Here is an 18,797-nt window from a genome sequence, read left to right as displayed (position 1 = left end):
GTGTCGGCGCTCTAGTGGGTGCCGCGCAGGGTGTCGCGCAGGCGGACGGCGACGTAGCGGAACAGTTCGATCGCTCGCACCATGCCGCGCGAGTTGCGCTGCAGGAACGGGGAGAACGGTTCGTCACCGGCGGCGGGGCGGCCCACCGCCTGGATCCGGGCATTGATCGCGCGCAGGTGACGCTCGTTTTCCCACCAGTACCGCCAGGAGGGAAAGCGCGAGGCAATCGTGTAGCGGGCTCCCACGCGGGTGCCAGGCACATACGCCCCGGGGGTCCAGGCGCGGGCGAACAGGTCGTAGTCCTCACACCAGCGGATGCTGCCGTCGTACCCGCCGCTGGCCAGGTACCACTCGCGAGTGAAGGCCGAGGCGGTGTGCGGCACGGGCATCCGGCCGCGGCGGATCTGCGCATCCACCTCGGCGGAGGTTTCGGGGAAGCGCAGCGCATTGTGCGGGGTGCCGTCGGGCAGTACCGAGGTGATCTGGCCGTAGGTCACGTTTGCTTCGGGATGGGCGGCGAAGATCGCCAGGTGGTCCTCGAGGCGGGTGGGCAGCGAGGCGTCGTCGGCGTCGGCAATCGCGATGATCTCGGCGCGGGCGGCGCGGATCGCGTGGTCTCGGGCGGCGGCCCGGCCCACGTTGCGGCCCAGGCCGATCACGCGGATCCGGGGGTCGTTGAGCTCGCAGGCGATCAGGCCGCTGCGATCACTCGATCCGTCGTCAAACACGACGATTTCGAAGTCCGGCATGGTCTGCACCAGCAGGGATTCCAGGGCGGCGCCGATCGTGGCCTCGTTGTTATAGGCGGCCATGATGACGGAGATTTTGGGGGTGTTAGACACGGGCGGGTACTCGTTTCTTCGGGTTGGGGGTGGACACGGCGACCTCTCCGGGGAGGCCGAGGGATAGGCCCACGAGGGCGCCCAGCGGGAGCATGACAAAGGGGTAGATGATGACGTTGTCGGTGGTGGCGGCCAGCGCCACGGCAACCATCGCGATCAGCGCGGCCCAGTGGATCGGGTTATCGGAGTGGGCGGCGCGACGGCCAACCCGCCCGAGCAGCGCGGCGAAGCCCCAGACAAACAGGGCCAGGCCGATCACGCCGTAGTCGTGATAGAGGCGCAGGTACTCGTTGTGCGGATGGGAGATGTTGGTGAAGTGGGCGGAGATCAGCGCACTCGCGCTGCCCGCACCGTTGCCGATAATGGGGCTCTGTGCGGCGCTGTCCAGGGTCATTTCCCAGAGCACCGAGCGGCCCGAGGTGTTGATGGTTAGCCCCCCAAAGTCTGCGGCGTTGTCCCCCTCGAGGAAGCGTTCGCGCAGCGGCTCATAGGTGGTGACCAGCAGCCAGACGCCGACCAGCGCGATGCTCAGCGTGATGATCGCCAGCAGCAGCCGGTTGCCGCGGCGCAGGCGCACCACAAAGAAGGCGAACAGGGTCACGGCGATGACCGAGGCGGTGCGGGAGAGGCTGGAGACGATGGCTCCGGTGATCAGGAATGGCGAGAGCCGCATGATCAGGCCGCTCGCGGGCATGGCGATGGCTGGGGCCAGCAGGATCAGGGCGCTCAGGGCCAGCGCACGCGCGGTGTAGAGCTGAGTCCCGATCGCCAGGGTGACAAAGTAGAGAGTCGCCACGATCACGCCGGTCCAGCGCAGCGCCTGGAGCGCACGTGCCGCGCGCTCCAGGGTCACGCCCTGAGCGGCAAACGCGATCCCCAGGATAAACATGGTGAAGACGGCGACGTTCTGGATGCCCTCGATTGCCGGGTCCATCATGAGTCGACCGCCGGCATAGACCAGGAAGAGCCCGAGCGAAATGGGCAGCACCCGAGCGCGACGGGTGGCCGCGACGGAACGGGCCGAATGCAGCGTTCCGGCGGAACCTAATACCGTTGCTCCGCGTAGTCGCCGGTCCCGGGTGGGACGACGCAGCAGCAGCGGGATGCAGGCGATGAAGCCCACCGCGACCAGCAGCGTGATTGCGGCCGAGGCATTGACCGGACCAACCGCCCAGGCAGCGGGGATATTGATCAGCGCGGCAATCGCGCAGGCGAGCAGCACGATCCAGGGGGTGCGTGCCTTCGGCAGCGCGGGGACGACCTCGGCCGAAACGGCGGGCGAAACGGGAGCGGAGGCTGCGGGCGCGGCAATCTGGACGGCGCCGTGGTTGATGACCCGGGCCTTTCCCAACGGGAGTGCCGGGCGCAGCGGGCGGATCCGGCGCGAGGTCGTGGCGCTCATCGCATCTCACCCGTTTCGCTGAGGACCGCGGTCCAGGATCCGGCGAAGGCCAGCTCGGAGAAGTTCTGTTCGAACCGGGTACGGGCGGCGCGAGCCATCCGCTCGCGCAGGACGGCGTCATTCAGCAGGGTGCGGACGCGCGCCTCGAATGTGGCGGTGTCGCCGGCGTCCACCAGGAAGCCGGTGACGCCGTCCTCGATCAGGTCGGGAATGCCGCCCACGCGGAAGGCGACCACGGGGATCCCGCAGGCCATGGCCTCGATGATGGTCAGGGGCTGCGCCTCGATCAGCTCGGAAGTGAAGGCCAGGCAGGTGGCACCGGTCAGCGCATCCCACTTGGTCTCCCCCGCCACCGCGCCCAGCCGGGTGATGGCGTGGGAGGCGTCGACCTCGCCGATGCGGGCGTCGATGTTCTCGGCCAGGGCCGCGTCTCCGGCGGGTCCGGCCAGGGCGAAGGTGGCACGGTCGCGGTCGCGGAACAGGGCCAGTGCGATGGAAACAAACACGTCGGCCCCCTTTCCGGGAATGATGTTGGAGAGAAAAAGTACGTTGCGGGAGGTGGGCAGCCGCGGCGCGAGTGCGTCCGGCAGGCCGGTCGGGGTGTTGGCGATGCACACCACGGTGGACTCGGGCTGGGCGACAAACGGGGCCACATCGGCGACCAGGGTCGGCCCGAGGGTCACGATGCGGTGCGCGGACCCGAGCATGCGGCGGACAAAAAAGTTCCAGAGTGCGCCGCGGGCGGCCAGGTCCCGGAACCCCACGGTGTGGATATAGAGGACGGTTCGGGCACCGCACAGACGCAGAATTTCGGAGACGACCCAGTCGACCAGGAACGATCCGGTGCGGGTCGTGGCGAAGAACACAACCGCGCGCGGCTTCCAGGTGAGCGTGGTCCACAGGGTGCGCCACCACAGGCCGATGGCCAGCAAAATCTTGCGCGCCGAGGCCTCCCCCACCTGACCGATGTCCTGGCTGAAGCGGCGATCCACCAGCCGGGTAATCCAGCCGCTCTGGGCGAGGATATCGAGCAGTCGGGCGGTCATCAGGGTGCTGCCGTGCAGGGGCGGCGGCAGCTGGCTGATGACCATGACGCGGCTGTGCCGACCGTCCACGGTTTCGGGCTGTGCGGTACTCATTACGCCGCGACCCGTTTTGCGCGGGGCTTCAGCACGGCCCAGGAAAACACCAGGTTGCCGATCAGGTAGCGACGCCACAGCCGGCGCGGCTCCGAGGCGAAGCGGAAGACCCATTCCAGGCCGAGCTTGCTCAGGATCTCCGGGGCCTCCTTCTTGGTGCCGGCAATGAAGTCGAAGGCCGCACCGATCGCGATGGCGACCAGGCCCAGCTCCTCGGCCACGCGGCGGGCTTCGGCATCCTGCTTGGGGGTACCGAGGCCCACCCAGACGATGTCCGGACGGGTCTGGCGGATCAGCTCATCCTGGGCGGCCAGCTCGGTTTCACTCAGCGCGCGGAAGGGCGGGCTGTGCACGCCGGCGACGATCATGCCCGGGTAGCGGTGTTCAAGCTCGGCGGTCAGCATGGCCAGGGTTTCGGGGGTGTTCCCCAGGAAGAAGTGGCGGAGCCCCGTGGCCCGACCCTCGCTGATCACGTTTTCAAACAGTGACGGTCCGCGCACCTGCGAGAGGTTGTTGCCCCTCTTAATGCGCGACGCCCACGTGAGCGGCTTTCCGTCGGGGAAAATGGCCGCGCTCTGCGCGAGCAGGTCGTGATAGCGCTCATCCTGATGCGCGAGGGAAACCACAAACGCGTTGGCCAGGTGAATGTCGGCGGCCTCATGCTTGGCGGCGGCCTCACACACGGCGGTGGATGCAGCCTCGGGTGCGATGGCGCAAACCGGCAGTCCGGCGATGGCCGTGGTGGTGATGTTTTGCAGGCTCATAATTTTTTTCCAAACTTGAGTGGACATTTCGGGTTACCATCTAATATATTAGTAGTAAAGCACAAGACATGCTGAAACATCAAGAGGGTCGACAAGATCTTCCCTCGCCTCGCCACCCGTACTACTCCGGCGAATCCCGAACCCCTAACAAAAGGAACAGCAATGACCAAGCGCGCATTTATCACCGGCATCACCGGCCAGGACGGCTCCTACCTCGCCGAGCTCCTGCTCTCCAAGGGCTATGAAGTCCACGGCCTGATTCGCCGAGCATCCACCTTCAACACCTCGCGCATCGATCACCTCTACACCGACCCGCACAACGAGGACGCCAAGCTCTTCCTGCACTATGGCGACCTGCGCGACGGAGGCCGACTGGTTACGCTGCTCTCGCAGATCAAGCCCCACGAGGTCTACAACCTGGCCGCCCAGTCCCACGTGCGCGTCTCCTTCGATGAGCCCGAGCACACCGCGGATGCCACCGGCACCGGAACCGTCCGTCTGCTGGAGGCCGTGCGCATGTCCGGCATCGACACCCGCTTCTACCAGGCCTCCTCCTCGGAACTGTATGGCGCGACCCCGCCGCCGCAGAGCGAGTCCACCCCGTTCCACCCCCGCTCCCCCTACGGCGTGGCCAAGATGTACTCCTACTGGATCACCAAGAACTACCGCGAGGCCTACGGCATGTTCGCCGTGAACGGCGTGCTGTTCAACCACGAGTCGCCCCGTCGTGGCGAGACCTTCGTGACCCGCAAGATCACCCGTGCCGTGGCCGCGATCAAGGCCGGCACCCAGGAGCACCTCTATATGGGTAACCTCGACGCCGTGCGTGACTGGGGTTACGCCGCAGAGTACGTCGAGGGCATGTGGCGGATGCTACAGGTGGACGAGCCCGAGGACTTCGTGCTGGCCACCGGTGTGGACTACACGGTCAAGGATTTCCTGGAGATCTCCTTCAGCCACGCGGGCCTCAACTGGGAGGACCACGTCAAGTTCGACGAGCGCTACCTGCGCCCCTCCGAGGTGGACGCCCTGGTTGGCGACGCCTCCAAGGCTCGCGAAAAGCTGGGCTGGGAAGCCACCGTGCGCCCGGATGACCTGGCCCGCCTGATGGTGGACGCCGATATCGAGGCGCTGAACCACCCGGGCAAGAACTGGATCGACACCGTCAACCTCGCAAGCTGGAAGAAGTAATCCCCGATGACCTCCCTGACCCTGACCCCCGAAACCCGCATCTTCGTGGCCGGCCATCGAGGCCTGGTGGGCTCCGCCATCTGGCGACACCTGGAATCCCTCGGGCACACCCACCTGATTGGACGATCCTCGAGCGAGCTGGATCTGCGCGATCGCGGTGCCGTCTTCGAATTCCTCTCGGTGGAGCGCCCCGACGTGGTGATCCTCGCCGCCGCCAAGGTGGGCGGTATCCACGCCAATAACACCTATCCGGCCGACTTCCTCTCCGAAAACCTGCAGATTCAGGTCAACGTGATGGACGCCGCCGCCGAGGTGGGCATCGAACGACTCCTCTTCCTGGGCTCGTCCTGCATCTACCCGAAGTTCGCGCCTCAGCCCATCCGGGAGGATTCGCTGCTGACCGGACACCTCGAGGAGACCAACGACGCCTATGCGATCGCCAAGATCGCCGGCATCATCCAGGTCCAGGCCGTGCGCCGCCAGTACGGGCTGAAGTGGATCTCGGCCATGCCCACCAACCTCTATGGCCCCGGGGACAACTTCTCCCCGACCGGTTCGCACGTGGTCCCGGCGATGATCCGGCGCTACGCCGAGGCCGCCGAAACCGGCGCCCCCTCGGTCACCAACTGGGGCACCGGAACCCCGCGCCGCGAGCTACTGCACGTGGACGATATGGCCGCCGCCTGCGTGCACCTGCTGAACACCTACGATGCCCCCGAACACGTCAACGTGGGCGTGGGCGAAGACGTCTCGATTGCCGAACTGGCCGCCGCGATCGCCGCCGCCACCGGCTATGCGGGCGACACCGAGTGGGACACCACCAAGCCCGACGGCACCCCGCAGAAGCTGCTCGACATCTCCCGGATCACCGCCACCGGATGGGCCCCGCAGGTGTCTCTCGCCGAGGGCATCACCCGCACCGTGGCGTGGTACCGCGCGCACCGCGGCGATCTGCGAGGTTAGCCCATGATGGGGAAGATTCGCTCACTCGCCGCACCGATTGGTGCCCAGGGGCTTTACAGTATCGCCGGAATGGTGGTCACCCTCGTGGGCACCCTGGCGATGGCCCCCGACGCCTGGGGGCGGGTCGCGATCATCCTGTCGGCATTTTTCATCGTGGTCGCGTTTGTGCGCGGCGTGGGCTCAATCCCAATCCTGGTATTCCTGTCCGGAGATACCGAGGGGATCCTCTGGGCCCGACGCCCCGCCCTCATTCTGACCGCGCTCACCTCCTCCCTGGCGGGGGTCATTCCCGCCCTGGTGGGATTCTCGGTGGGCATGCCGGCCGCCGGGATCCTGGTGGGGCTCGCCACGATTACCTACTGTCTCTACGATCTGGCACGCACCATCGACCTCTCGCTCGGGGCGTTTACCCGGGTCATTCGCAGCGATGCGGTGATGTTCGGAATCCTGGTGCTCGGCCTGCTCACCGCCTTCACCGGCACCCCCACCGAGATTGTGGTGCCCGCGACGATGGCCCTCGCCTACGGCGTCGGCACGGCAGTTTCCCTGCTCGCGCAGCCGCACTCGGGCTCGCTGCGCATCCGCGGCTACTGGCGCAAATTCGGCAGGGACATCCCGTTTCTCACCCTGGATTCCCTGCTGATGGCCTCCACCGTGAACGGATTTGTGTTCCTCGCCGGCGCGCTGGGCTCTCCCGAGCTGGCGGGCGCATTCCGCACCTCGGTGTCACTGTTTGTGGGTCCGCTGCAGCTCCTCCAGACCGCGAGCTCTCCCTTCCTGGTGCGCCGTTTACGCGCGTCCGCCCGCGGATTTGAGCGAGATTCAGCCCTGGATGCTCGGAGATCCTCGCTCGGGGAACCGGCGGTCATGATCGCCGCGTTTGTCGCCACCGGCGCCCTGTACGGCACGGTCGCGATGTTCGCCGGCGGCTGGCTCGCCGCACTCCTTCACCAGGAGGTGTGGGCCCAGGCCGCGCGGCTCGCGCTGGCGTCCTCGCTGCTGATCGGCATCCTGGGTGCCTCCTCGGTGCTGTCCACCTTCCTGCGCTATCGCCATTCGAGCCACGGGCTCTTTGCCCTGCGTATCATCACCATTGTTGGCTCGCTGGCCACGTTTATCCTGCTCTTTGGGACCGGTTTGGCCACCCTGGACACGGCGATTATGGCCGCCGGACTGCCGTGGCTTATCCTGCCGGGAATCTTTAGCTTGGCGTGCTGGCGTCCGGTGCGAGCGCGAGACGCAGCACCGGAGGCTCGGCGTGTCTGAGCGCGCTACCGGCCCGGTTTTCCCACACCTTTCCTTTAAATATTAGATGTTGTTGCATTTGGACGGGCTCTTTGGCACACTCGACAGTGCTTGAAATATCAGGCGACTAGATGGGGAGTGTGATACGGGGGAAAGTCCCTGCACGCTCCCGCGTGGAAGGCACCTACCCAATGCGAAAGACCCTCGCGACCGCCGCACTTACGGCCGCGGCACTCACCGCGCTGCTCGCTCAGCCGGCACTCGCGGCAACGACCACCGCCCTCGCCTCCGCGGCAAGCGCGTCCATAGCTCCCAGCCCGGCGACCCCGGCGCCGGCCGCACCGTCCTCGACGGCACCCTCCTCGGCGGCACCTGCCAACATGACGGCGTCGAATCGCACCGTTCAGCTTGGCGCTTCCGCCGATCTGAACGTCAGCTTCCAGGATGCCACCACCGGCTATCTCAGTCTCAGCACCCCGCGGGGCTCCCGCTTCATCCAGACCTCCGATGAGCGCTGCCGGATTTCAACCGGCGGCACCGCCATCACCTGCGCCGGCCCGATTCGTTGGCTCGAACCGTTTATCGCGACGATCACGGTCGACCCCGAGATCCCCACCGGTACCGTGCTGACCGGCGGAACCGCCCGCGTCGCGGCACCTGGAGGCACGGTCATCGACAGTGCCACCTTTGCCGTCACCGTGGGCGACACCCTGGCCACCCCAAAATTCGAACAGCAGCTCAACTCGATCTGGGGCACGGGCATCCCCGGTGCAACGATCGCGGTGCTCAACGCCCAGGGCGCTCCGGTCGCACAGACCGAGGTGCGCGGCGACGGACTCTGGGGCATCGACATCCCCTTTGCCGGCCGCGGAAAACACATCTTCAGCCTGATTCAGACGCTGGGCACGGGCGGCTCGGCACCCACCAATGTCACCGTGGATTTTGGCGAGGGCCTGGCCCTTACCTCCCCGGCGCACAACGGGAAGCTCACCGGAACCCCGGCCAGCTTCAGCGGAGTCGGCACCGTGGGGGCTACGGTCACCGTTGCCGGCACCTCGCGCACCATCTGCACAACCGTGGTGAGCGATGATGGCACCTGGAACTGCGATGCGGTCTTCCCGCTATCGCCGGGAAAATACACGGTGACCGCACGCCAGACCGGCACCGCCATCTCCACCCAGACGGTCACATTCACCCGCGAACCAGTGGCTTCGGCCGCCGACGTCAAATTCACCAGCCCCGCCAACGCCGGCGTCGTGACCACTCGACGGCCGCTGTTTGAGGGAACCGGTGAGCCGGGATCCACCGTGCGTGTATTTGGCTCGGTTCGCACCATCGGCACCGCCATCGTGGACTCTTCCGGCGCATGGAAAATTCCTCCCCAGTTTGATCTCAGCGGATCCCTGAAGCTCGGTGTCGAGCAGCACCCCACCAACGGTGCCGCCGCGTCACACGACTCCGTACTCTTTACCGTCACCCCCTAGCCCCACAGAAAGCACACGCCAATGACCATGCGAAAAACCCTCGCGACCGCGGCCCTCTGCGCCGCCGCACTTACCCCGATGCTGGCACAACCGGCCTTCGCGGTGAGCAACCCCGATACAGCCACCGCCCAGGCCGCCGCCACCGACACCGCGTTTGGCTCCCTGCCGGTCTCGTTCTCGGTATTCCAGGGGAAGACCACCAGCAACGGTCCGCGCCTGACCAAGCCCGTGACCGGCCAGCTACGCATCACCCTCCCCACCGGCATGACCATCACAAGCCTCGGCGGCCTGGACTGCCAGCTCAGCGACGGCGGCCGCGTCGCCCTGTGTGGCGAGGACGACACCGTCTGGTCAGGCAGCCCCAGGGTCGAATTTGGATGGGATGGCGTCACCACCCCCGGCAACCGCACCGACGGGCTCTTCGAAATTCTTCGCGGCGGCCAGCGGGTGGATTCCTTCGCCTTCTCGGGCACCGTCAAGGCAAGCCTGGAGCTGTTCAACCCGATCATTAACGCCGGCGCCGAGGGCACCCTGGATACCCACTACACCACGAGCCTGCGCGGTGACCACGTATACACGGCCCCCGCGGGCACCACCTTCACCGGATCGAACAACCCGCGCTGCAGCATCTCGGCCGACGGCCGCACTGCCACCTGCGCGGATGTGACCGCGAGCCCCACGATGCCGCTGAGCCTCACCCTGCGCGTGGATGAGTCAATCGTCCCCGGCACCGTCCTCTCCGGCGGTTCGGCCCGGGTCACCAAGAACGGCGTTCTGCTGAGCGCCGCCACCTTCACGGTGACCGTGGACGGCGCCACCGTCGCCCCCACCGTGAGCGGCCCCGCACATGGATCCACCAACACGACCAACCCGGTAACCTTTGGCGGCACCGGTGTCCCGGGCGCCAGGATCACCGTCGCCGGAACCACCCGCACCGTGTGCACCACCACGGTGAACGCGACCGGGACCTGGAGCTGCGATGCCACCTTCGCCCTCCCCAACGGCCGCTACGACCTGACCGTCACCCAGCGCAGCGGCGCGGTGGATTCGACCACCACGGTGTCATTCACCCAGGCGGTTCCCACCATCACCACCCCGGTAGCCATCACCGGTCCGAGCTCGGATGCCGCCCAGCCGGTGGGTCGACCGACCTTTACCGGGACCGGTCATCCGGGGGCCGCGATTCGGGTCTTCGGCACCTCGCGCACGGTGGCCACCACCACGGTGAATGCCGACGGCACCTGGAGTGTACCCGCACAGTTTGATCTGAGTGCCGGACGCTACGTGCTCTCGGTGGAGCAGAAGAACGGGACCGCCGCGCCCCAGATTATCTCCCACGCGTTCTCCATCGCCACGCGATAACACAACGTCGGGGTGCTCGAATTCCCCGCGAGCACCCCGGCCACCTCACCGTCGACGCCCCCGGAATAAATAAATATTAGATAGCTTCTCATCCTCGGTAATTCCCCAGCCCAGCCCTACGTTATCGTGAAATGTTAGATAACTAGATGGGGAGCAAATCATGGATCGGTCCACTCGACACGGAATACGTCAGTATGGGGCACATGCGCAGCAGCTGCTAGGCGAGAGCGTCTTCGAGCGACTGTTGGCCGACATCATGTCCGGCCGGTTCACCCCGCATGAGCGCCTACGGGTCGACGAAATTGCCCGCGAGCTCGCGGTTTCCCGCACTCCGGTGCGGGAGGCGATCACCCGACTCGCGTGGACCGGCTTTGTCGATGTGGCCCGCAACAGCCACACCCAGATCACAAACTGGAACACCGGGGACATGTGCGATCGCCTCCGCGTTAGCGGGGAACTCACGCTGCTCGCACTCGAGGATGAACGCCTCGAGCTGCGCAGCCTCCGACTCGCCCACATGACTCCCGCGGATCTCGCCACCGGCTGCGACACCCGCAGCTACCTCGGACTAATCGAGGATATCGTCCACGCCCCATGGAGTCGTTCGGTCAACCGAATCCTCGATGAGCTGCACCGCTCGCTTCGGCTCTACCTCTGTTCGCCGCTGCTTCAGCAGCACGGAATCTCCCTCTCCGTGAATGCGGCCATGCGGGCAACCTCACTGACGTCACTCACCCACTCCCTGCGAGACGAGGATCGCGGCGGTGCTGTGCGCCATCTGAGCGACTATCTCGACGCCCTCGTCCCACTCTTCGAACCCCGCTGACCCACACCATCACCATCACATCCGAATGAAAGGCACACACAATGTCCGTGCGTAAAACCATGACCGCCGCGGCGCTCTGCACCGTGGCTCTCGGCTCGCTGATCGCGCAGCCCGCCTTCGCCGAAACCCTGGTCGATCCCTCGACCAAGGCCACCACCAACAATCAGACGGCGGCCGCCGATATCGCCGTGACCGCCTTCAGCGGCTACCGCGGGACCGACGTGGAGGGCACCGTCTCGTTCCCCAATGGCACCGTGGCCGGCCAGATTAAGTACACGGCCCCCGCGGGCACCATCATCACCAAGGTAGACACCACCGATGCGGTCATCTCCGCCGATAGGAAGACCGCGATCCTCGGCAAAAACACCGACACCTGGACACTGAGCCGCAGGGTTTCACTCCAGGCGACCCCGGGAACCACCGCACCCGCGGCGCTGACCGGCGGCAAGGTTGAGGTCATCAAGGACGGCTCGATCACCAAGAGTGTGGACTTCGGCTTCACCCTGAACACCGCATTTGCCTCGGCCAGCGTGCCCTCATTTGTTCAGGGCCTCACCGGCGTCTCCACCATCAAGTTCACCAAGAACCTGTTTGGCCAGCTGAAGTTCACCGCCCCCACCGGGACCCGCATCAAGGCCATCAACTACTCGAACTGCACCATCTCCCCCGACGGGCTCACCGCGCTCTGCGGCGTCAACACCGATACCTGGGGTGCGGATCGCACCGTGACCCTCGAGTCCGATGGCACCCACACCGGAACCTTCACCGACGGCAAGGTCGAGGCCATCTACGACGGCCAGGTACGCGACTCGATCGCCCTCAAGGCCACCGTGACCTCGAACCTGGTCCCCACCGACGCCGTAATCAACGCGGGAGAAAGCGGCACCGCGACCGTCAAGTTCACCAAGAACCTCGACGGCACCCTGCAGTTCGTGGCACCGGCCGGAACCACCTTCACCGCAATCAATTCCCCCTACTGCGTAATCTCGGCGGATGGCACCACCGCCGACTGCGGACACCAGCCCAACTGGGGCGCGGACAAGATTCTCACCTTCACGATCAATGCGGGCGTGGCCCCCGGCACCGTCTATAGCGGCGGTATCGCCAAGGTTCTTGACGCCAGCGGGAAGACCATCGCCAGCACCGAGTACAAGATCACCGTCGGCAACAAGGTAGCCAAGCCCACCGTCACCGTGAACCACAACGTGCTCTCCGGCACCGGCATCCCCGGCGCCACCATCAACGTCCGCAATGACGCCAATCAGATCGTCGGTTCGGCCATCGTGGGCACCAACGGTACCTGGTCGATCGCGGTTCCCTTCCAGGGCAACGGCCACCGCACCGTGAACGTTTCGCAGGCTTACGGCACGGGCACCTCGGACACCCAGCTGGCCACCATCGACTTCGGTCAGGGCGTCCAGGTCACCACCCCCGCGAACAACGGCACCGTGACCACCGAGAAGACCACCTTCACCGGAACCGGAACCGTCGGCGCCACCATCGAGGTCAAGGGCACCAGCAAGTCCATCTGCACCACCACCGTCAAGACCGACGGCACCTGGACCTGTGACTCCACCATCGCACTGGCCAACGGCAAGTACACCTTCCAGGTCGTCCAGACCTCCGGCACCATCCCCTCGACCGTATCGATCTCATTCACCCGCGCCTACAGTGCGGCGGCCACCCCGGTGAAGCTCATCAGCCCCGCCCAGAACACCGCCGTCTACACCCCGCGTCCGCTCTTTCAGGGCACCGGACAGCCCGGTGCCGCAATCCGTGTGTTTGGCACCTCGCGCACCGTTGCCACCACCACGGTGAGGGCGGACGGCACCTGGGAGGCGCCGGCCACAATCGACCTGTCGGGCAAGCTCGCACTGACCGTGGAGCAGACCCCGACCAACGGCGCGGCCCCCACCCGCGAGGTGGCAAACTTCGGCATTCGCACCGGCACCGCAACCGCACCGAGTGCCACGACGCCGGCGCAGAACTCCACGATCGCAACCAAGCGCGTGACCTACACCGGTAAGGGCGAGCCCGGTGCCGACATCACAATCAGCGGCACCACTCGTCCGGTAGCCCACGCCACCGTGGACATCAACGGCAACTGGACCACCACCGGAACCTTCGATCTCGCCGACGGCACCTACCGCCTGTCGATCACCCAGAAGGACGCCAACACCGGTGAGGTCAAGACCGGGGCCCTGACCTTCACGATCAGGACCAACTAACACAGGATTCGCCGCGACCACCAGGATTGCGCGCGATACGGGGCACCGGAACGCCATTCCGGTGCCCCTCCCTCCCCTCCAACCGGAGGAGAGTACTTCATACCCGAAAGGTAAGATCTTCATGGCCTTCCAGAAATCACTCACCACCGCCGCACTTGTCACCGTGGCACTGGGATCGTTTATGGCGCAGCCCGCGTTTGCGGCCCCGCTCACCCCCGATGCCCCCGCCGCCGAAACTCAGTCCACGGCTCGGGCAAACACCACCGTGCCCAACGCGACCATCCCGCCGGGCGAAAACGGGATTCAGACGGTCAACATCCCCGGCCTCCAGCAGGGCAAGCTGAAGATTGTTGCCCCCGCGGGGACCTCGATCGTCTCCGTCAATAAGTCAAAGTGCGTGATTGCGCCCGACGGACTCACCGCCGAGTGTGGTTCCAACCTCGACAGCTGGGGCGGCTTTGTGAAGCTGACCCTCAAGGTGGACGCCTCGGTCGCCGTGGGCACCGTCCTCACCGGCGGCTCGGTCACCGTGGAGAGCTTTGGCACCCCGGTTGTCGGCTTTGACTACTCGGTCTCGGTCATCAACCCGGTGGGAACCAGCTTCCCCGCCGCCGATGCCACCATCTCCACCGCCAAGCCCGTGTTTGCCGGCACCGGCGAGCCCGGTGCCGCCATTCGCATCTTTGGCACCTCGCGCACCGTCGCCACCGCCACCGTGCAGGACAACGGCGTATGGGAAGCGCCCTCGACCATCGATCTGGCCGGCGGCTACAAGCTCAACGTGGAGCAGACCGGTGGCGACGGTGAATCCACCACCGTGGAGGCCGTAGCCTTCACCGTTAAGCAGGCCGTGGACAACGAGCTGGCGATGACCTCTCCGAAATCCGGCGACGCGGTCACCACCAAGCGGGTGACCTTCACCGGAACCGGCACCGCCGGGGCAAAGATTGCGGTCATGGGCACCACGCGAGGCGTGGCTTACACCACCGTCAACGGCGATGGAACCTGGAGCGCCACGGCGAACTTCGACCTCGCTAACGGTGGCTACAAGCTGAATGTCATCCAAAATCAGGGCGGAGCGGATGCCAAGTCGATCCCGCTGAACTTCACCGTCAACGCCAAGTAGCACCGAACGCCCCCTCGCTGGCCGAATCCCCCGCGGATTCGGCCAGCGTTTTCCTTTCTCCGCCCATCCTTGTGGTGAATTTATCGCAAATTTCCTAACAGAAATATTAGATGGTGTTGCGATCAGTTTAAATTTATGTAAGACTTTCCATGTTCTGAAATATTAGATCACTAGATGTGGAGAAGTCGATGATTCAATCAATCCGTAGTGCCTCTCGTCACCGCGGTGCGATCGCGCAGCGGCTCCTTGGCGACACCGTATTTGAACGCCTGCTGGCGGACATCATTTCCGGTCGATTTACCCCGCATGAGCGGCTTCGAGTCGACGACCTCGCCTATGAGCTCGCCGTATCTCGTACCCCCGTTCGTGAGGCCATCACCCGCCTCGCCTGGACCGGCTTTGTGGAGGTGGCCCGCAACAGCCACACCCAGATTGCCGATTGGGATGCCACCGACATGCACGACCGTCTGGTGATGGCCGGCCGCCTGGTGGCCCTCGCCCTGACCGACTCACGCTTTGACCTCACCGAGCTGCGCATCGCCGCTCCCGAGTATGAGGCGGCACAGCACGAGGGCGCACCGCGCGGTGCCCACACCGACATTCAGCTCTTCCTCGAGGTGGCCGAAGACATCACCTTCTCGCCCTGGAGCCGATCGGTCAACCGCGTACTGGTTGAGCTTCTGCACCCGCTGGCCCTGTACTTCACCTCCCCGGTGATGCTCGCCCACGGTGTGGATCTCACCCGAGATGAGCGCCCGCGCACCGCGTGCCTCAGCGGACTGGCCGAGGCCGTCCGCGCCGGCGATCGCGACTCGGCTAAGCGCCAGGTTCTCGACTATGTCACCCACCTGGCACCGCTCCTGCAGGCCACCACCCCCACCGAATCGCACTACGCGTAACCCCCTCCCACCACTGTCTCAACCCACGGTTTCCCGACGAAAGGACCCCATGTCCACGACCACCACCTCCTCCCCGCTGCGCACTACCTCCGGCACCCATCCGGCACCGAGCCATTCTCGGCTGGTATCCACCCACCTCGACATCACCGCGACCCACGATGAGGCAGACCTAGCCGCCGCCCAGGCCGCCCCGGCCCTCGCTCCACACGCGGTGACCGCCGCCTCGGCGGCCGAGCGAATCATCGCCTCGACCGGAATGTCGATCAGCAAGCGCGACCTCTCACGTGGAACCTGGGCCAAGCGGGCCCTGGATCTGTTCGGGTCGATCTGCGGCCTGATCGCACTGGCCCCCGTACTCGCGGTGATCGCGCTGATCGTCAAGCTCGACAGCCGTGGCCCGGTCTTCTTCCGACAGACCCGCGTGGGCCTCAACGGCACCGAGTTCTCGATCATCAAGTTCCGCACCATGAGCGTGGGTGCCGAGAAGCAGGTGGACTCGCTGATGGCGCTGAACGAGGGTGCCGGTCCGCTGTTCAAGATCAAGGAGGACCCGCGCATCACCCGCGTCGGCGGCGTTCTGCGCCGCCTCTCCCTCGATGAGCTCCCCCAGCTGTTCAACGTGCTGGGCGGATCGATGAGCCTGGTGGGCCCGCGCCCCGGGCTCCCCCGCGAGGTTGAGCAGTACGAACCCCACGCACACGGCCGTCTGCTGGTCTCCCCCGGAATCACCGGGCTGTGGCAGGTCAGCGGACGCTCGGACCTCGAGTGGTCCGAGGGCCTACGCCTGGATCTGCACTACGTCGAGAACCGCTCCCTCGCGCTCGATATCAAGCTCCTCGCCCGCACCGTCCCGATGGTGCTCGGTTCGCGCGGTGCCTACTAACAAGACTTTTTCTCCCTCACAAATACAAACAAACCCGAAAGGTTCACAACACATGTCCATGCGTAAAACCATGACCGCCGCGGCGCTCTGCACCGTGGCACTGGGCTCGCTCATCGCGCAGCCCGCATTCGCCACCACCCTGATTGACCCGTCGCCGAAGGCGTCAACCACCGCAAGCAACCAGGTAAACGCGGACCTGGCCATGAGCGCAATTACCGGCGTGCGCGGGGCTAGCGTCACCGGCACCCTGTCGTTCCCCGGCGGAACCGCCTACGGACAGATCAAGGTCACCGCTCCGGCGGGCACCAAGATCACCGCCACCGACTGGACCGAATACATCGCTCCGGACGGCTCCTACGCCCTCATGGGAAAAAACAGCGACTACTGGAACGCCAAGCGGACGGTAACGTTCGCGGTACTGAATACAAACGTTGCTGGCACCGCTCTGACGGGAGGGAAGGTTGAAGTAATCAAGGACGGGGTGACCAATAAGACCCTCGACTTCGGCGCAACGGTAAAGTCCGCATTGAAGTCCGTTTCAACGCCGTCATTCAGCCAGGCATACAATGGGACATCGACGGTAAAGTTTGATGTTCAAGCAAACGGGCAGCTGAAGTTCATTGCCCCCTCCGGCACTCGCATCAAGGCAATTGACAACTCACTCTGCACTATTTCGGCCGATAAGAAGTCAGCAATCTGTGGGGCAAACACCGATTATTGGATTGGCGACCGAGCGGTAACCCTGGAATCCGATGGCGCTTACCTCCCCGGCACCTATAGCGACGGCCTCGTTCAGGTCATCTATGACGGAGTAGTCGTCGATTCACACGCATTCGCCGCCACCACAACTGCAACCATTCGGGCAACCGACCAGGTTGTGGACGCCGGCGCAGTCGCCCGGATCCCGATGGTATTCAGCCCCCAAATCTGGGGAACGATGACGTTGACCGCACCGGCCGGAACCACCTTCGCCACGACCGGCCAGCCGTCCGGTAGCGTCGTCTCGGCCGATGGCAAGACCCTCACCCGTCAGCCCACCGGCTCGTGGTCAGGCACCGTCAACTTCCTCATCAACACCCCCAATAACGCGGTCCCCGGCACTGTTTTTGGCGGCGGCGTGGGGACGATGAGCGCTGGAGACGTTGCTACTGCTCGTGTTGAATACAAGGTGACCGTTAGCAACAAGGTGGCCAAGCCCACCGTCACCGTGAACCACAACACCCTCTCCGGCACCGGCATCCCCGGCGCCACCATCAACGTCCGCAACTCCGCCAACGACATCGTCGGCACCAAGGTCGTCGGCACCGACGGTACCTGGTCCATCGACGTGCCCTTCCAGGGCAACGGCCACCAGGCCATGAACATCTCCCAGGTATTCGGCACCGGAACCTCCGACACCGTGCTCGCCACCATCGACTTCGGTCAGGGCGTCCAGGTCACCACCCCCGCGAACAACGGCACCGTGACCACCGAGAAGACCACCTTCACCGGAACCGGAACCGTCGGCGCCACCATCGAGGTCAAGGGCACCAGCAAGTCCATCTGCACCACCACGGTCAAGGCCGACGGCACCTGGACCTGTGACTCCACCATCGCCCTGGCCAACGGAAAGTACGCCTTCCAGGTCGTCCAGACCTCGGGCACCATCCCCTCGACCACCTCGGTCAACTTCACCCGCGCCTACAACACCACCGCAACCCCGGTGAAGTTCACCAGCCCCGCCAACAACTCCACCGTCTACAACGCCCGACCCCTCTTCAAGGGAACCGGACAGCCCGGCGCCGCGATCCGCGTTCACGGCACCACCCGCACCGTCGCCACCACCACGGTCAAGGCCGACGGAACCTGGGAAGCCCCGGCAGAGTTCGACCTGGCCGGTGACCTGATCCTCAACGTCACCCAGACCCCCACGAACGCCGCCACCAGCACCGACACCGTCAAGTTCGGCATCCGCACCGGTGCCTCCAGCGACGTAGTCGTAACCACCCCGGCAAACAACTCCACCGTAGACACCCACAAGGTCACCTACACCGGAAAGGGCGAGCCCGGATCCAAGATCACCATCAACGGAACCACCCGCCCCGTCGCCTCGACCACGGTCAAGGCCGACGGCACCTGGAGCGTTGACGGAGACTTCGACCTCCCCAACTCGACCTACAAGTTCCGCGTGAGCCAGGAAGACGTCAACACCGGCGACCTCAAGCACACCGACCTCACCTTCACCGTCGAGGTCAAGTAACACCACCCGCGCGGTCCGTCCGCGCACCCCGGGGCACGACAGGATCCTCCTGTCGTGCCCCGGTCGTGGTTAACCCGGAGATGAGCATCACCACACAAATCAAAGTAAAATATTAGATGGTGTTGCGCTTAGTCGGGTTTTGTGACAGACTCGTTTATGTTCTGAAATATCAGATTGTCAGAGCGTTGTCGGGGACACCACCCT

At 65.2% G+C, this 18,797-nt stretch carries 15 protein-coding genes; 11 read left to right on the top strand and 4 right to left on the bottom strand.

Annotated features, from left to right (window positions below; all coding sequences use genetic code 11):
* Positions 1–11: 11 nt before the first annotated feature.
* The 4 genes from M2390_RS04200 to M2390_RS04185 are packed head-to-tail and all read right to left on the bottom strand — an operon-like array spanning position 12 to position 4,147.
* Positions 12–842, bottom strand: a complete 831-nt coding sequence (locus M2390_RS04200; RefSeq protein ID WP_259177248.1) for a glycosyltransferase family 2 protein — start codon at positions 840–842, stop codon at positions 12–14.
* Entirely contained in the window at positions 835–2,244 is a 1,410-nt protein-coding gene (locus tag M2390_RS04195; RefSeq protein ID WP_259177246.1) for an O-antigen ligase, read from the bottom strand. The genes M2390_RS04200 and M2390_RS04195 overlap by 8 nt, the downstream gene beginning before the upstream one ends.
* Complete coding sequence (locus M2390_RS04190; RefSeq protein WP_259177245.1) at positions 2,241–3,383, bottom strand: glycosyltransferase family 4 protein; 1,143 nt, start codon at positions 3,381–3,383, stop codon at positions 2,241–2,243. Before M2390_RS04190 ends, M2390_RS04195 begins: the two co-directional genes overlap by 4 nt.
* Positions 3,383–4,147 carry a WecB/TagA/CpsF family glycosyltransferase gene (locus M2390_RS04185; RefSeq protein WP_259177244.1) on the bottom strand — a complete coding sequence of 255 codons (765 nt, stop codon included), beginning with the start codon at positions 4,145–4,147 and terminating at the stop codon, positions 3,383–3,385. The genes M2390_RS04190 and M2390_RS04185 overlap by 1 nt, the downstream gene beginning before the upstream one ends.
* Before the next feature lie 162 nt (positions 4,148–4,309).
* On the opposite strand from M2390_RS04185, the gene gmd reads away from it, so the two are divergent.
* The 11 genes from gmd (at position 4,310) to M2390_RS04130 (ending at position 18,593) form a co-directional block, all read left to right on the top strand.
* The gene (gene gmd / locus M2390_RS04180; protein WP_259177243.1) at positions 4,310–5,338 is read left to right on the top strand and encodes a GDP-mannose 4,6-dehydratase; all 1,029 of its coding nucleotides are present in this window, start codon (positions 4,310–4,312) and stop codon (positions 5,336–5,338) included.
* A gap of 6 nt (positions 5,339–5,344) precedes the next feature.
* Positions 5,345–6,301: a GDP-L-fucose synthase gene (locus M2390_RS04175; RefSeq protein WP_259177242.1), complete on the top strand. Its 957-nt coding sequence runs from the start codon at positions 5,345–5,347 to the stop codon at positions 6,299–6,301.
* 3 nt (positions 6,302–6,304) lie between these two features.
* Positions 6,305–7,567: a hypothetical protein gene (locus M2390_RS04170; RefSeq protein ID WP_259177241.1), complete on the top strand. Its 1,263-nt coding sequence runs from the start codon at positions 6,305–6,307 to the stop codon at positions 7,565–7,567.
* A 170-nt stretch (positions 7,568–7,737) separates the two neighbouring features.
* On the top strand, positions 7,738–9,030 hold the full coding sequence (locus M2390_RS04165) for a hypothetical protein (protein ID WP_259177239.1): 1,293 nt from the start codon (positions 7,738–7,740) through the stop codon (positions 9,028–9,030).
* 21 nt (positions 9,031–9,051) lie between these two features.
* Entirely contained in the window at positions 9,052–10,392 is a 1,341-nt protein-coding gene (locus M2390_RS04160) for an Ig-like domain-containing protein (RefSeq protein WP_259177238.1), read from the top strand.
* A 160-nt stretch (positions 10,393–10,552) separates the two neighbouring features.
* The gene (locus M2390_RS04155; RefSeq protein WP_259177237.1) at positions 10,553–11,218 is read left to right on the top strand and encodes a GntR family transcriptional regulator; all 666 of its coding nucleotides are present in this window, start codon (positions 10,553–10,555) and stop codon (positions 11,216–11,218) included.
* A 41-nt stretch (positions 11,219–11,259) separates the two neighbouring features.
* Positions 11,260–13,446: an Ig-like domain-containing protein gene (locus M2390_RS04150; RefSeq protein ID WP_259177236.1), complete on the top strand. Its 2,187-nt coding sequence runs from the start codon at positions 11,260–11,262 to the stop codon at positions 13,444–13,446.
* A 121-nt stretch (positions 13,447–13,567) separates the two neighbouring features.
* Positions 13,568–14,572 (top strand): Ig-like domain-containing protein, encoded by a 1,005-nt coding sequence (locus M2390_RS04145; protein ID WP_259177234.1) that lies wholly within the window; start codon positions 13,568–13,570, stop codon positions 14,570–14,572.
* Positions 14,573–14,760: 188 nt separating this feature from the next.
* Positions 14,761–15,471, top strand: coding sequence for a GntR family transcriptional regulator (locus M2390_RS04140; protein WP_259177232.1), 711 nt, complete (start codon positions 14,761–14,763; stop codon positions 15,469–15,471).
* Between the two features lie 49 nt (positions 15,472–15,520).
* A complete protein-coding gene (locus M2390_RS04135; RefSeq protein WP_259177231.1) occupies positions 15,521–16,354 on the top strand; it encodes an exopolysaccharide biosynthesis polyprenyl glycosylphosphotransferase in 834 nt (277 codons plus the stop codon).
* A 52-nt stretch (positions 16,355–16,406) separates the two neighbouring features.
* Positions 16,407–18,593 carry an Ig-like domain-containing protein gene (locus M2390_RS04130; protein WP_259177230.1) on the top strand — a complete coding sequence of 729 codons (2,187 nt, stop codon included), beginning with the start codon at positions 16,407–16,409 and terminating at the stop codon, positions 18,591–18,593.
* Positions 18,594–18,797: the final 204 nt, after the last annotated feature.

The sequence above is a fragment of the Mycetocola sp. BIGb0189 genome (assembly GCF_024810155.1).
Classification (GTDB): domain Bacteria; phylum Actinomycetota; class Actinomycetes; order Actinomycetales; family Microbacteriaceae; genus Mycetocola; species Mycetocola lacteus.
Note: the sequence above shows the minus strand (reverse complement) of the source record. Positions and strands in the feature narration are given on the sequence as shown.